The organism is Alloalcanivorax marinus, assembly GCF_016785095.1.
Taxonomy (GTDB): Bacteria; Pseudomonadota; Gammaproteobacteria; order Pseudomonadales; family Alcanivoracaceae; genus Alloalcanivorax; species Alloalcanivorax marinus_A.
Genome location: NZ_JAEKJB010000015.1, coordinates 126,042 through 140,372 on the forward strand (window position 1 = coordinate 126,042; position 14,331 = coordinate 140,372).

Genomic DNA, 14,331 nt, shown 5'->3' on the forward strand with positions numbered 1-14,331 from the left:
ATGCGCATTACCGTCGAAGGCATTAGCGAAGGCAAGCCGATTCCCGGCCAGTTCGCGTTCGCCGTTCCCGACCCGAAAGAACACATGAGCCTCAGCGACAACCGCAACCCGAAGGTGGTCTGGGACGGCGCCCCGGAAGGGACCCGCGGGTTCGCCCTGCTGGTGGTGGACCCGGACGCGCCCACCGACGCCTCCGACGTGAACCAGGAAGGCAAGACCGTGCCGGAGGAGCTGCCCCGTGCCGACTTCTATCACTGGGTGCTGGTGGACATCCCCGCCGAGGTGCGCCAGATCGACGAAGGCGAGGACTCCAATTCCGTGACGCCGCGAGGCAAGAGCACCGGCCGGGTGGAGAAAGGGGTACGCGGCGCCAACGACTACACCGACTTCCTGGCCGGCGACCCGGACATGAAAGGCGTGTACGGCGGTTACGACGGCCCCTGCCCGCCCTGGAACGACGAGCGCCTGCACCATTACATCTTCACCGTGTACGCCCTGGACGTGACCAGCCTGGGGCTGGACGGTGATTTCCGCGGCCCGGACGTGGTCAAGGCCATGCAGGGGCATATCCTCGACCGGGCCAGCGTTACCGGCACCTACACCCTGAAGGCGAACGTTTAACCCCTGCCCTCCTTGTAGGAGCGGCTTCAGCCGCGATAGCCCGATCGCGGCTGAAGCCGCTCCTACAGCGTCCGGCCGGGCCCGGTGGCGCCGCTCAGACCGCCGTGAAAGCCCCGGGCAGGTGCTGGCGCAGGGTAATCAGGTTATCCTCGCGCACCTCCATGTCGCCAAAACAGTTGGCCACCGTGCCTGCGTAGTCGAGGCCGTCGGCGCGGATCGCCTCGGCGGTGAGCAGGGCGTGGTTGATGCACCCCAGCTTCATGCCCACCACCTGAATCACCGGCAATTGCAGCTCCACCGCGAGCCCGGCGAGCATCTCCCGGTCGTTAAGCGGCACCCGCCAGCCGCCGGCCCCCTCCACCAGCACCAGATCCGCCGGATGGCTGTTGAGCGCGCCGCGCACATAGCCGGCAAGCCGGGTCAGGTCGATGCGCTTGCCCTCCCGCCGGGCGGCGATGTGTGGCGCGATGGCGGCCTTCAACGCCACCGGATTGACCTGCTCGTAGGGCAGCGCCACGGAGGAGGCCGCCATCAATTGCAGAGCATCATCGTTGCGAAGGCCCTCGCCGGTATCCTCGCAGCCCGCCGCCACCGGCTTCAGCCCATAGCAGCTCAGGCCCGCGTCCCGGGCTCTTTCCAACAGGCGGCAACTGACCCAGGTCTTGCCCACTTCGGTGTCGGTGCCGGTAATGAAGAACACGCCGCGCAGCACCGGCAGCGGCGGCGGAGTAGCGATGGAAGGCTCGGCCATGGGGTCCTCGAAACGGTCGGGTTGATCAGGGAATCCGGGTGGCGTCCACGAACAGGACGTCCCAGCTCAACGGCAGGCCGGCGACCTCGCGGCGCGCCTCGTAGGCCGCCGCCATGGCGCGCCAGGCGGTCTTGCCAGTGAGACCGGTGGCGCCGCCCTGGACGTGATCCACGCCGGTGGCCTTGAAGGCGCGCACCAGGGTTTTCACGTCCGGATAGTGCTCGGTGATGCCCAGGCGTTGATGCCGCTGAATCGCCAGGCCGGCGCCGGTCAGGGCCCGGTGCCAGTCGGCTTCCGACGGCAGCCGGTTCACCCGGGGGCGGCCGTCGGCGGCGGCCCAGCTTTCCGACATCTCCCACAGGGAGCCGGCCAGCGGTACCGCCAGCAGCAGGCCACCGCCGGGCATCAACACCCGGGCCAATTCCCGGCTTACCCGGGCCGGATCACACCATTGCAGGGCGAAGCTGGAAAACACCAGGGCCTGGCCGGCGTCCGCCAGCGGCAGTTGTTCCGCGTCGGCGCACAGGGGCTGGTAGTCCGGCCCGGTGCGGCCCCGTTCCCGGGCCTCGGCGAGCATGGCCGGCGACAGGTCCACCGCCAGCCAGCGGGCCTCTGGCCAGCGCGCGCGCTGCTGGCGGGCCAGGGGCGCGGTGGCGCAGCCCAGGTCCAGGGCGGCGGCGCCGGCCAGCTGCTCCGGGCCCATGGCCAGCAGGCTGCGCGCGCAGGACAGCTGCAACCCGGCGTGGGCATCGTAGCTGGCGGCGGCGCGGCCGAAACGCCGGCCCACCGCGCCCTTGTTCATGGATTCAGGACGCAACGAAGCGGTGTTGGCGATGGAAGTCATGGACGGCCTGCATGAAGGTGTCGGGGGTGGACAGGAAGGGCACATGGGCGACCTGCTCGATCAGCGCCGTGTCGCCCTGGTCGTTGAGCAGCGGCTGCACCGCCGTCATGGCCGCCGCCGGCACGATGTGGTCGCGCTCGCCGAAGATCATCCGCAGCGGCATGGCCAGTTTCGCCAGATCGGCGCGCAGGTCGGTGTCGCGCAGGATCGCCAGCCCTTCGCGCAGGGCGCGGTGAGCCGGCAAGCCGCAGAAATAAAGAATCTCCTTGAGCCGCGCCACGTCCTGGCGCATGGACTCGGCACCCTTGCAGTTAAGCGCCAGGAAGCGCACCAGGGTGCCTTCGTAATCCTCCCGGCACATTTCCTCGAAGGCCTCCAGAATCTCCGGCTTCATGGCCGCCGGCCAGTCGTCGCTGGCGGTGAAGCGCGGCGTGGTGGCCACGGTGACGATGGACCGTACCCGCTCCGGGCGGGTCAAACCGAGCCGCAGCGCCACCAGGCCACCCAGGGACCAGCCCAGCAGGTGGGCCCGCTCGGGCATCACGGCGGCCACCTGGTCGGCCAGGAAATCCAGGGTGTAGGGGTCGCCGGGCAGCGGGCTCTGGCCCATGCCCGGCAGATCCACCACGGTGACCCGGAAGCGCTCCAGCAGGGCCGGCACGATGTCGTCGAAGACAATGGCGTGCAGCCCCCAACCGTGCAGCAGCACGATGTCACCGGCGTCCTGGTCGGCCACGCCGGTGGCGCGGTAGGTGTTGTGGAAGGGAATCAGTTTCGGCACTTGGCGTTCTCCAGGGCATCCAGCAGCCGCTCCACGTCCCCTTCCTGGTGAGCCGCCGACAGGGTCACGCGCAGCCGCGCCTGGCCTTCGGGCACGGTGGGCGGGCGGATCGCGGTGACCAGCAGGCCCCGCTCCGCCAGGGCCCGGCTCAGGGCCAGGGCGTCGGCGTCCTCGCCCACGCGGATCGGCTGGATCGGCGTATCCGAGTCCATCAGCGCGTAGCCCAGCTCGGCGGCGCCGTGGCGAAAGCGGCGGATCAGCGCCGCCAGCCGTTCCCGGCGCCAGGTTTCCGTGCGCGCCTTGGCCAGGCTCACCCGGGTAGCGGCGGCCACGGCGGCGGGCATGGCGGTGGTGTAGATGTAGCTGCGGGAAAATTGTATCAGCGTTTCGATCAGTTCCTCGGAACCGGCCACGAAGGCGCCGGAAGTGCCCAGCCCCTTTCCCAGGGTGCCCATGTACACCGGCAGGCGTTCATTGACGCCCTGGGCGAAGGCGGTGCCCCGGCCCTGCTCGTCCAATACGCCCAGGCCATGGGCGTCATCCACCATCAGCCAGGCATCGGCCGCTTCGCAGGCATCCAGCAAGGGCGCTAGCGGCGCCTGATCACCGTCCATGCTGAACACGCCGTCCACCGCCACCAGCTTGCGCTCGGCGTCGGAACGGGCCAGTTGCCCGGCCAGGGCATCGGCGTCGTTGTGGGCGAAGCGCCGGAAGCGGGCGCCGCTGAGAAGGCCGGCGTCGAGCAGGGAGGCGTGATTGAGACGGTCCTCGAAGATCGCGTCACCCCGACCCACCAGGGCGGTGATCACGCCCAGGTTGGCCATGTAGCCAGTGGAGAACAGCAACGCCCGGGGACGACCGGTGTGGGCGGCCAGGGCCTCCTCCAGTTCCTGATGGGGGCGCTGGTGGCCGCACACCAGATGGGAGGCGCCGCTGCCCACGCCCCACTGCTCGGCGGCGGCGCGGAAGGCGGCGCCGACCTCCGGGTCGGCGGCCAGGCCGAGATAGTCGTTGGAGCAAAAATTCAGGTACTCGCGGCCGTCCACCCGGGCGACGCGGCCACAGGGGGCGTCCTGTACCCGGGGGTGGCGATAGCGATGCCGGGCGCGCCGTTCATCCAGGCGCGCGCGCAGGTCGAAGCCCAATGGAGTGCTCCCGGATCAGGCGTCCAGAGCCCGCTGGGCGGGGCGACCGGTGTCCTTGTCGAGCACATGCTTGGCGGCGCGCTTTTGCTGGCCGGTTTCCAGGGCATTGTGGAACAGGCCGCTGCTTTCCGCTTCCCGTTCCGCCACCTGCTGGCGCAGCGCCTCTTCGTGGGCCTCGTCGGAGGCCTCGTGGCGCGGGTCCAGGGGGTGAATACCAAGACGCTCGAACAGCTGGCGGTCGTGGGTGGCTTCCGGGTTGTCCGTGGTCAGCAACCGCTCACCGTAAAAGATGGAGTTGGCGCCGGCCAGGAAGCACAGGGCCTGGGCCTCGTCGTTCATTTCCTGACGGCCGGCGGACAGACGCACATAGGATTCCGGCATCAGGATGCGCGCCACGGCGATGGTGCGCACGAATTCGAACGGGTCCAGATCGGCCACGTCGGCCAGGGGCGTGCCCTCGATCTTGACCAGCATGTTGATCGGCACCGATTCCGGGTGGTGCGGCAGGTTGGCCAGCTGCTGCAGCAGGCCGACCCGGTCGTCGCGGCCCTCGCCCATGCCGACGATGCCGCCACAGCACACCTTCATGCCGGCGTCGCGCACATTGGCCAGGGTGGAGAGACGGTCATTGTAGGTACGGGTGGTGATCACCTGGCCGTAGTACTCCGGCGAGGTGTCCAGGTTGTGGTTGTAATAGTCCAGGCCGGCTTCGGCCAGATCCTTCGCCTGCTGGTCGTCGAGCATGCCCAGGGTCATGCAGGTTTCCATGCCCAGCGCCTTTACCTGGCGCACCATGTCCAGCACGTAGGGCATGTCCCTGGCACGCGGGCTACGCCAGGCGGCGCCCATGCAGAACCGCGAGGCGCCCTTGTCGCGGGCCGCCCGGGCCTCTTCCACCACCCTCGTCACTTCCAGCAGCTTTTCCTTCTCCAGCTCGGTGTTGTGGTGGCCGGACTGGGAGCAGTACTTGCAGTCCTCCGGGCAGGCGCCGGTCTTGATCGACAACAGGGTGCTCACCTGCACCGCGTTGGGATCGAAATGCTCGCGGTGCACCTGGGCGGCGCGGAACAACAGATCGTTGAACGGCAGGGCGAACAGGGCTTCGATCTCACCCCGATGCCAGTCATGGCGTACGGCATTCAGAGCGGAAGTCGTCTTGGGCGTGGCGGCGGCTACAGTCATGATCAATCTCTCCGAAGGAATAGCGACAGCCTAGCAGTCCGCCGAAAGCTGTCAACTTCAAGAAACCAGGAAGGTTTACATCTGGATGTTTTTTGACCTTATCAGCCAATGCGTTCTTTGTGGCCGCCTGGCCGAGTCCGGCCTGTGCCGGCATTGCCACCTTGAACTGGAATGCCATTGCGCCCTGTCCGGACCGCTGTGCCGCTGCGCCCTGCCCGGCCCGGGGCTGGAGCCCGGCGCGCTATGCGGTCGCTGCCTGGACCGCCCGCCGCCGTTCACCGCCAGCTATTGCGCCTGGGTCTATGGCTTTCCCCTGGACCGGCTGCTCAATGCCTACAAGCACCAGGGCCGGCTCACGGTGGAGCGGGCCCTGGAAACCCTGACCCGGGCGCAGCCGTTGCCCTGGCCGGAGGCCGACCTGATCTGTCCGCTGCCGGCCCACTGGCGGCGACGCTGGTGGCGAGGCTTCGACCAGGCGGAACGGCTGGCGGTGACGCTGGGGCGGCGCTGGCGAAGGCCGGTGGTCCCACTGCTGACCCGGACCCGGGCGACCCACCACCAACAGGGAAGCGGCCGCGCCGAGCGGGTGCGCAATCTACGCCATGCGTTCCGCGCCGATAGCCATGCCCGGGGCCGGCGTGTGCTGCTGGTGGATGATGTCATGACCACCGGCGCCAGCGCCCGGGCGGCGGCCCGGGCGCTCGGCGAGGCCGGCGCCAAGGAGGTGCGGGTGTGGGCATTGGCCAGGGCGCTGGACGCGAGACGCTAGACGCTGGACGCTATAACCCGGCGCGGCAAGGTACGGCGAGCTGACTGAAACGCAGAAAACACACCAAGCCTTTCAGACCCCGGGTTTATGCGTCCGGCGTCCGGCGTCCTGCGCCCCTAGCCCCGCACCACATCAATACGCGGCACCGGCTCGAAGGTGACTCCCATCACCAGGGCGTCCTCGCCGCCGTCGGAGGCGGCCATGTCGATATCCTCCGGGCGCAGCCGGGGGTGGCTGCCGTCCAGGAACTTGCGCGCCGCGAAGGCGTTACGGGTGCGTTCCCGGGCCTGCTCCAGGGAAATGCCATCGCCACCCAGCAGGCCGCGCAGGTATTCGGCGCAGGCCACATCCTCGTCGCCGGTGGGATGCGAAGCCACCAGCACCACGGTCTCCGGGTCGCGCTCGCGAATGTAGCGCGCCGTGGCACGGGCGTTGACCAGAGCGCCGACCAGGACCTGGCGGCTGTCCCGGGCACGCAGGGCGGCGGTCACGCCGTTGGTGGTGCGCATGATCAGGTAACGGTCACGTACATCGGTGTGGCGGATCTCCCAGGGCGAGTTGCCATGATCGAAGCCTTCGATGGGCAGCGCCTGGATCTCGCCTACCAGCAGCCCGTCCCGGTAGCTTTCGCGCAGACGGAAGGCGTCCTCGGCGGTGGCCACCGGGTAAATATGGCTGGCGCCGCCAAGGAAGGCCTCGTGGCTGGTGGTGAAGGCGCGAATCACGTCGATCACCACGGTGATGCCGTGAATATTGTGGGGCGGGTTGTGACCCTGGGCGATCTTGATTTCCATGCGCGCGGCCGGTTGCGGAGCGAAGCGCGCATTATGACGGATGGGCGGCCACGCTTAAACGCCTGACCATTTCCCTCACCGGACACGGCACCGATGATCAATGACGGCCCGGCCCGGGCCCTGTTAGCTTCACACCATCACAAATCGACCCGGGAACCATCATGATTGAGTGGAACGAACAACAACGGATGATCCAGAAAATGGTGCGCGACTTCGTGGCCAGGGAGGTGGTGCCCAATCTTGACGACATCGAATACAACGGCGTGCCGCCCTACGACATCCTGCGCAAGATGATCAAGACATTCGGCATGGACGTGATGGCGACCCAGAGTTTCGAGAAGCGCATCGCCCGGGAGAAAGCCGGACACGACGCCGCCGACCGGGAGGACCGCGAGGAAGGTGGTTCCGGCGAGCAGGCCGCCATGACCATGATCCCGATCATCGAATTGAGCCGTCACGCCCAGGGGCTGGTCACCGCCATGGGCGTGTCCATGGGCCTGGCCGGCGGCGCCATCATGAGCAAGGGCACCCTGGAGCAGAAGGAGCGCTGGGCGCTGCCGCTGCTGACCCTGGAGAAAGTGGGCGCCTGGGCGATCTCCGAGCCCAACTCCGGCTCCGACGCCTTCGGCCAGATGAAGACCCTGGCGCGCCGGGACGGCAACGGCGGCTATGTGATCAACGGCAGCAAGACCTGGATCACCAACGGCCCGTTCGCCGACACCATCATTCTGATCTGCAAGCTGGACGAGGAAGGCATCGAGCCCCGCGACCGCAAAATCGTGTCGTTCATTCTCGACAGCGGCATGGAAGGGCTGGAGCAGTCCAAACCGTTCAAGAAGATGGGCATCGGCAGCTCGCCCACCGGCGAATTGTTCTTCAGCGATCTCAAGGTCGGCGCGGACCGGCTGCTGGGCGGCAGTGAAACCGCCTACGGTCGCTCCGGCGCCAAGGCCACTTTCATGCAGGAACGGGCCGGCGTGGCGGCCATGGCTCTGGGCATGGTGGAGCGGGCCCTGGAGCTGTGCACCGGCTACGCCCGGGACCGGGTGCAGTTCGGCCGGCCGATCGGCGATAACCAGCTGATCCAGCTCAAGCTGGCGAAGATGGAAGTGGCCCGCGCCAACCTGCAGAACATGGTATTCCGCTATATCGAGATGACCGCCGCCGGCAAGCAGATGACCCTGGCGGAGGCGTCGGCCATGAAGCTCTACGCCGCCCAGGCGGCCATGGAGGTGTCCACCGAGGCGGTACAGATTCACGGCGGCTACGGCTATATGCGCGAGTCCCGGGTGGAGCAGTTGATGCGCGACGCCAAGATCCTGCAGATCTACGCCGGCACCGACGAAATGCAGGTGATCGCCATCGCCCGGGATCTGATCGGCCGCGACTGACCGCCACCACCGCGATGGAAAAGGGGGTTGCCTCGCCGCCTGGCGGCCCCCAACCTTACCTGGACGCAGACGAATACGACCAAGGAGGCTGCCATGTCCCTGCAACAACAACACTGCGAGGCCTGCCGCGCGGACGCGCCACGCATCACCGAGGAACAGGCCCGCGAGCTGCGCCCGCAAATCCCGGACTGGAAACAGGTGGAGGAGGATGGCGAGGAAAAACTGCAGCGCCAGTTCAAGTTCAGCAACTTCGCCGAGGCCCTGGCGTTCACCAACCAGGTCGGTGGCCTGGCCGAGGACGAAGGCCATCACCCCGCTCTGCTTACCGAGTATGGCAAGGTCACGGTGACCTGGTGGACCCACAAGATCGGCGGCCTGCATCGCAATGACTTCATCTGCGCGGCCAAGACCGACGCTTTGTTCGAAGGCCGCAAGCCAGGCTGAAACGGAGAATGCCCATGGCACTGAGCGATACCCAAAAAGAACAGATCAAGGCGGCCTCGGACAAGACCTTCCCGTTCGTGGAGCGTTGCGGCGCCCGCACCCTGGACGTGGACCGTGGCTACTGCCGCATGATGATGCCCCTGGAGCCAAACCTGAACCATGTGGGCATCATGTACGCGGGTGCCCTCTACACCCTGGCGGAGCTGCCCGGCGGCGTGATCTACCTGTCGTCGTTCGACGTCAGCCGCTTCTACCCCATCGTCAAGGACATGCGCATCCGCTTCCGGCGCCCGGCCACCACCGACATCACCGTGGAAGTACACCTCGACGAGGCGGAGATCGAGCGCATCCAGGCGCGGGCCGAGGCCGACGGCAAATGCGATTTCGAGTGGGACACGGAGCTCAAGGACGCCAACGGCGAGGTGGTGGCGCTGACTCACAACATCTACCAGCTACGCCGCATCGGCCAGTAGATCACGCGGACACAATCCTTAATTGTTTTTTACGCAAAGGGGACAGACTTGTTTTCCTTTTGATCAACGATCTTTCCGCAAATAATTGTCGCCGATGCAAAAAGAAAGTTGACACCCCGCTCCAGGCAGAGCTAGCCTGAAAATGCATCCAACGCGGCAGGACGCCCGACGGGTGTGATTTCGAGTGACATGAGAGTCTGGAAATCTTGCGCGGCCTTCGGGCCGCGCTTTTCATTTCGGTGAACCATTTCACCAACTCCGTCCTTCCCCCCGGCCTCCGGACCGACAATGCGCTAGCATTGCGCGCTCTCGTTCATGGAGGGCTCTCATGGGTTTCCTGGTCGCACTGAAGCTGCTGCTTCTGGTTATCGTCCTCGGCACCACCATTTATTCAGGTATCGTCTATTCCGCCCGCCGGCGCGGCAGCGCCCGGGAATTGTCCAGCCTGCGCGACCAGGCGCAGCCACTGCGGCGGCTGTCCGCCAATGAGCGCGACGCCCTGGCTCCATTTCTGGTGCAGCCGAACAGGCCCGGAAAACCGGTCCATCTGACCAGCGAGGAAGTCTTCCCGCTGCGCGGCGAGTACCAACGCCACGGCATCCAGAGCAACGGCCATCAGAGCTGGCACCACATGATCGGCGGCGTGGAGGTGATCCTGCCCTTCGACGCCGAGCTGTTTCTGGATCAAGACAACGAGGCCGAGGTGGTGTTCGCCGATAAGCTGGCGGTGGTGGTGCGCCTCAACGGCTTCGAGCTGCTTGAGGGCGCGGCGCGAGACGCCCGACGCGATGCCGCCGAGGACCAGTGGCAACAGGGCGTCCGGGGCACTCTGGAGCAGGTGTACGTGGACGACGAAGCGCCGCGGGCCGAGGACGAGGCGGAGGCCGCCCGCCGGCGCGTGGAGATCCACGACCAACGCCCGGAAACCGCGGCGGAAACCGAAGCGCGTCTGGGCCGCGGCCTGGGGCTGCTGCCGGGCCTGCTGTGGGCGCTGGCATTCCTGGCCCTGGGGATCGCCGTGTTCCGCGACACCCTGGTCTGGCTTTCAGTGTGGGGCGGCCTGGCCCTGGTCCTGGCGTTCTCGGCGCTATGGCTGTTCTGGCGCCGCCGGACGCCGGGCCCGGCCGGCAAGGTGAATCGGGTCACGGGGACGGTCAACCTGGTACCGCTGAGTGTCGACGAGGCCAGCGGCACGGTGTCGGTGATCGCCACCCTGGGCGGCAAGCTGACCTTCGAGACCCCGGAACACTGGCGCCCCCATACCCCCCTGGAGGACGGCCAGCGCCTGGAGCTGGAGATGCGCGTGGAGGACCATTCCGTGGTCACCTATGACCGCAAACTGTCCGTGGACGAAGAATACCGCCGCTGCCCGCCGGTATACCCGGGCCGGCACCTGAGCCTGGCGGTGGTAGCGGTGGTGGCACTGCTGGTGGGCCTGGGGGCGCTTCCCGATCCCGCCGGCGATCTGGCGCAAACGGTCTACTGGCTGGGCAGCGCCGGCACCCTGCACGCCGACGACCCGGCCAGCCTGGCCGCCAACCCGCCGCAAGCCGGCCGCCGCGTGGTGCTCGACGGTCGCGGTCGTTGCCAGGTGACACCGGTGGGCAGCGATTGGTCGCGGGCCGATATCCGCTGCGACCGGCTGCGCTGGGGTGGCGATGAACTCAAGCGCCCGGACCTGGAGCTGGACGACGCCACCCTCGCGCTAACCTCCGACGACGCCCTGCAAACACACAGCGACCCACGGCTGCGCATGCTGGCCCTGCTGCGCGGCGGCGGTACCGGCGACCGCGAACCCCTGCTGCTCACCAACGCCAAGGATCTGGTGGCGCGCGTGGACCGTGTGTGCCAGGTGGACGAACCGCCTCATGCCTGCGGCAACGCCCGACAAACCATCCTCAGCGCCCTGAATTTCCCCGAACTGGGGCAGTTGGAAAACTGGGACGATCTGCGCCAGCAGCTCCAGGAGCGGGGCGAGGATGCCTCACCGGCGGCCGTGACCCTGAAAGGCCACCTGGGTTCGATCCGCCGCCAGTTGCGGTCGCTGGCGGATCAACACGCCCGGGACAAGGTGGCGCGGCTGGCCGAGGCGATCGCCGCACAGCAGCGCGGCGGCGTACTGGTGGAAGTCACCGCTGGCATGGCGGCGGGGCCGCTGCAAGGGGGAGCCGACACGCTGGAGCGCTGGCGGGCCCTGCAAACGTTGTTCGGCGAGGACGGTATGCGCGCGTTCCATGTGGAAGGGATGGTCGCCCACCAGGGGAGCGATCAGCACGGCACGCCGGGCCTGATCGTCGATCCGGAGCGGGGTGAGCGCCCCTGGCAGGCGCTGCTGCGTTCGATCTGGATCGTGATGGCCGCCACTCTGCTGCTGGTGCATGGCGCACTGTGGCTGCGCAACTGGATGGCCGCCCGCCAACGGCGCCGGGCGGTGGCCCGGCTGCACGGCTGGCCGGCGGCCTGAACGGCGGCGGATTCCAGGCTAGCGAGCCTTGTTCAGCGGCTCCCCAGTTCCACCACCGCCTCGATAAAGACCCGGGCATGCTCCGGGTCCACCTGGGGGGTAATGCCATGACCCAGGTTAAAGACGTGACCGGGGTGGTCACCGAAATCATCCAGGATGCGCTTCACCTCGGCGCGGATCGCCGCCGGCGGCGCGTACAGCACCGCCGGGTCCAGATTGCCCTGCAGCGCCACCCGGTCACCCACCCGGCGGCGCGCCTCGCCGATGTTGATGGTCCAGTCCAGTCCCAGGGCGTCGCAGCCGCTGTCGGCCATGGTTTCCAACCACAGGCCACCGTTCTTGGTGAACAGGATTACCGGTACCTTGCGGCCTTCGTGGTCGCGGATCAGGCCGTCGACGATCCGCTTCATGTAGCCCAGTGAGAATTCCGGATAGGCTTCCGCCGACAGGGCACCGCCCCAGGTGTCGAAGATCTGAACCGCCTGGGCGCCGGCGCGGATCTGGGCGTTGAGGTAATCGGTGACCGCCCGGGCCAGCTTGTCGAGCAGGGCGTGGGCCAGTTCCGGCCGACCGTAGACCATGCCCTTGAGGTGACGGAAATCCTTGCTGGGGCCGCCTTCCACCATGTAGGTGGCGAGCGTCCAGGGACTGCCGGAGAAACCGATCAAAGGCACCCGGCCATTGAGTTCACGGCGGATGGTACTCACCGCGCGCATCACATAATCCAGATCGCGCTCGGCGTCGGGCACCGGCAGCGCCGCGATTTCTTCCTCGCTGCGCACCGTTTTACGGAATTTCGGCCCCTCGCCGGGCTCGAAATACAGCCCCAGGCCCATGGCGTCGGGAATGGTGAGGATGTCGGAGAACAGGATCGCCGCGTCCAGCGGGTAGCGTTCCAGAGGCTGCAGGGTCACCTCGCAGGCCAATTCCGCGTTGCGGCACAGGTCCATGAAGGAGCCGGCTTTCTCACGGGTGGCGCGGTACTCGGGCAGGTAACGGCCGGCCTGGCGCATCATCCATACCGGCGTGCGATCCACCGGCTCCCGGGCCAGGGCTTTCAGGAAACGGTCGTTCTGGAGCGGAGCTTGGGTCATGGGAATTCCTTGCAGAACGCTTGCATGCAATACGCTTGCACGCGAGCACGCAAAACATAAAAAAGATACCGCATCATATAGAAAACGGGCCTGCGAAAGCAGGCCCTTGAGCGTGTTGCGTGCGGGCGTGCCGCGTGCAAGCGCCGTTATACATCCAAATAGTCGAGAATACCCTTGGCGGCCTCGCGGCCTTCCCAGATGGCGGTCACCACCAGGTCGGAGCCACGCACCATATCACCACCGGCGAAGATCTTCTCGTTACTGGTCTGGAACGGGAACGCCTGCTTCTCCAGCGCGGTGACGCGACCGGAATCGTCGGTGGTCACGTTCTTGGCGTCGAACCAGTCCGCCGGGCTGGGGCGGAAACCGAAGGCGATGATCACCGCGTCGGCGGGCAGCACTTCCTCGCTGCCCGGGATCGGCTCGGGGCGGCGGCGGCCATTGTTGTCCGGTTCGCCGAGCTTGGTCTCGACCACCTTCACGCCGACCACCTTGCCGTTCTCGCCGACCACCTCGATGGGCTGGCGGTTGAACAGGAACTGCACGCCCTCTTCCTTGGCATTGGCCACCTCGCGGCGGGAACCGGGCATGTTTTCCTCGTCACGGCGGTAAGCGCACACCACGCTTTCCGCGCCCTGGCGAATGGAGGTGCGGTTGCAGTCCATGGCGGTGTCGCCGCCGCCAAGGACCACCACGCGCCGGTCGCTCACGTCGATGAAGTCCGCCGGGTCCTTCTCGAAGCCCAGGTTGCGGTTGGCGTTGGCGATCAGGAAAGGCAGCGCCTCGTGCACGCCGTCCAGGTCCTCGCCGGGGAAGCCACCCTTCATGTAGGTGTAGGTACCCATGCCCATGAAGACCGCGTCGTACTCCTCAAGCAGCTCGTCGATGGTCACGTCCTTGCCCACCTCGGTATTGAGGCGGAACTCAATGCCCATGCCCTCGAACACTTCGCGGCGCTTGGTCATCACCGGTTTTTCCAGCTTGAACTCGGGGATGCCGAAGGTCAGCAGGCCACCGATTTCCGGATAACGGTCGAACACCACCGGCTTGACGCCGTTGCGCACCAGCACGTCGGCGCAGCCGATACCCGCCGGGCCGGCGCCGATCACCGCCACTTTCTTGTCGGTCCACGCCACCTTGGACATATCCGGTCGCCAGCCCATGGCCAGGGCGGTGTCGGTGATGTACTTCTCGGTGGCGCCGATGGTCACCGCGCCGAAGCCGTCATTAAGGGTACAGGCACCCTCGCAGAGCCGGTCCTGGGGGCACACGCGGCCACAGACTTCCGGCAGGGAGTTGGTCTGGTGCGCCAGCTCCACGGCTTCCATCAGGTTCCCCTCGCTGATCAGTTTCAGCCAGTTGGGGATGTAGTTGTGAACCGGGCATTTCCATTCGCAGTACGGGTTGCCGCAATGCAGGCAACGGTGTGCCTGATGCTCCACTTCCCGGGTTTCGAACGGGTAGTAGATTTCCTCGTACTTGTGGCGGCGCTCCTCGATGTCCTTTTTCTGGGGGTCCAGGCGCGGGACATCCAGGAACTGAAAGTGATTGTTCAGACGTTCAGCCATGTTTTTCTCC

14 protein-coding genes are annotated in these 14,331 nt (G+C 66.9%); 6 read left to right on the forward strand and 8 right to left on the reverse strand.

Annotated features, from left to right (window positions below):
- Complete coding sequence (locus JF515_RS18125) at positions 1 to 621, forward strand: YbhB/YbcL family Raf kinase inhibitor-like protein (RefSeq protein WP_203105857.1); 621 nt, start codon at positions 1 to 3, stop codon at positions 619 to 621.
- Positions 622 to 715: 94 nt separating this feature from the next.
- Here JF515_RS18125 and bioD read toward each other — a convergent pair whose 3' ends face one another.
- Genes bioD through bioB form a run of 5 tightly spaced genes read right to left on the reverse strand, consistent with a single transcriptional unit; the run spans position 716 to position 5,324 of the window.
- A complete protein-coding gene (gene bioD / locus JF515_RS18130; RefSeq protein ID WP_203105858.1) occupies positions 716 to 1,372 on the reverse strand; it encodes a dethiobiotin synthase in 657 nt (218 codons plus the stop codon).
- Positions 1,373 to 1,397: 25 nt separating this feature from the next.
- Complete coding sequence (locus JF515_RS18135) at positions 1,398 to 2,216, reverse strand: methyltransferase domain-containing protein (RefSeq protein WP_238401172.1); 819 nt, start codon at positions 2,214 to 2,216, stop codon at positions 1,398 to 1,400.
- The gene (gene bioH / locus JF515_RS18140) at positions 2,179 to 2,997 is read right to left on the reverse strand and encodes a pimeloyl-ACP methyl ester esterase BioH (protein WP_203105860.1); all 819 of its coding nucleotides are present in this window, start codon (positions 2,995 to 2,997) and stop codon (positions 2,179 to 2,181) included. The genes JF515_RS18135 and bioH overlap by 38 nt, the downstream gene beginning before the upstream one ends.
- Positions 2,985 to 4,142, reverse strand: coding sequence for an 8-amino-7-oxononanoate synthase (gene bioF / locus JF515_RS18145; protein WP_203105861.1), 1,158 nt, complete (start codon positions 4,140 to 4,142; stop codon positions 2,985 to 2,987). Before bioF ends, bioH begins: the two co-directional genes overlap by 13 nt.
- Positions 4,143 to 4,157: 15 nt before the next feature.
- Positions 4,158 to 5,324 (reverse strand): biotin synthase BioB, encoded by a 1,167-nt coding sequence (gene bioB, locus JF515_RS18150; RefSeq protein ID WP_203105862.1) that lies wholly within the window; start codon positions 5,322 to 5,324, stop codon positions 4,158 to 4,160.
- Positions 5,325 to 5,409: 85 nt separating this feature from the next.
- Here bioB and JF515_RS18155 point away from each other — a divergent pair, with 85 nt between their 5' ends.
- Entirely contained in the window at positions 5,410 to 6,093 is a 684-nt protein-coding gene (locus JF515_RS18155; RefSeq protein WP_203105863.1) for a ComF family protein, read from the forward strand.
- A 116-nt stretch (positions 6,094 to 6,209) separates the two neighbouring features.
- Here the strand turns inward: JF515_RS18155 and JF515_RS18160 are convergent, their stop codons facing one another.
- Positions 6,210 to 6,887 carry a 2-phosphosulfolactate phosphatase gene (locus JF515_RS18160; RefSeq protein WP_203105864.1) on the reverse strand — a complete coding sequence of 226 codons (678 nt, stop codon included), beginning with the start codon at positions 6,885 to 6,887 and terminating at the stop codon, positions 6,210 to 6,212.
- 161 nt (positions 6,888 to 7,048) lie between these two features.
- Between JF515_RS18160 and JF515_RS18165 the strand changes: the two genes are divergently transcribed.
- From JF515_RS18165 to JF515_RS18180, 4 genes are all read left to right on the forward strand, one after another.
- A complete protein-coding gene (locus JF515_RS18165) occupies positions 7,049 to 8,278 on the forward strand; it encodes an acyl-CoA dehydrogenase family protein (protein WP_203105865.1) in 1,230 nt (409 codons plus the stop codon).
- A 93-nt stretch (positions 8,279 to 8,371) separates the two neighbouring features.
- Complete coding sequence (locus JF515_RS18170) at positions 8,372 to 8,722, forward strand: 4a-hydroxytetrahydrobiopterin dehydratase (RefSeq protein WP_203105866.1); 351 nt, start codon at positions 8,372 to 8,374, stop codon at positions 8,720 to 8,722.
- A 14-nt stretch (positions 8,723 to 8,736) separates the two neighbouring features.
- Complete coding sequence (locus tag JF515_RS18175; protein WP_203105867.1) at positions 8,737 to 9,195, forward strand: PaaI family thioesterase; 459 nt, start codon at positions 8,737 to 8,739, stop codon at positions 9,193 to 9,195.
- A 328-nt stretch (positions 9,196 to 9,523) separates the two neighbouring features.
- A complete protein-coding gene (locus tag JF515_RS18180; protein WP_203105868.1) occupies positions 9,524 to 11,659 on the forward strand; it encodes an IgaA/UmoB family intracellular growth attenuator in 2,136 nt (711 codons plus the stop codon).
- 32 nt (positions 11,660 to 11,691) lie between these two features.
- On the opposite strand, the gene hemE is transcribed toward JF515_RS18180, so the two are convergent.
- Together hemE and JF515_RS18190 are read right to left on the reverse strand one after the other, a co-directional pair.
- A complete protein-coding gene (gene hemE / locus JF515_RS18185; protein ID WP_203105869.1) occupies positions 11,692 to 12,753 on the reverse strand; it encodes a uroporphyrinogen decarboxylase in 1,062 nt (353 codons plus the stop codon).
- A gap of 146 nt (positions 12,754 to 12,899) precedes the next feature.
- The gene (locus JF515_RS18190) at positions 12,900 to 14,321 is read right to left on the reverse strand and encodes an FAD-dependent oxidoreductase (protein WP_203105870.1); all 1,422 of its coding nucleotides are present in this window, start codon (positions 14,319 to 14,321) and stop codon (positions 12,900 to 12,902) included.
- Positions 14,322 to 14,331: the final 10 nt, after the last annotated feature.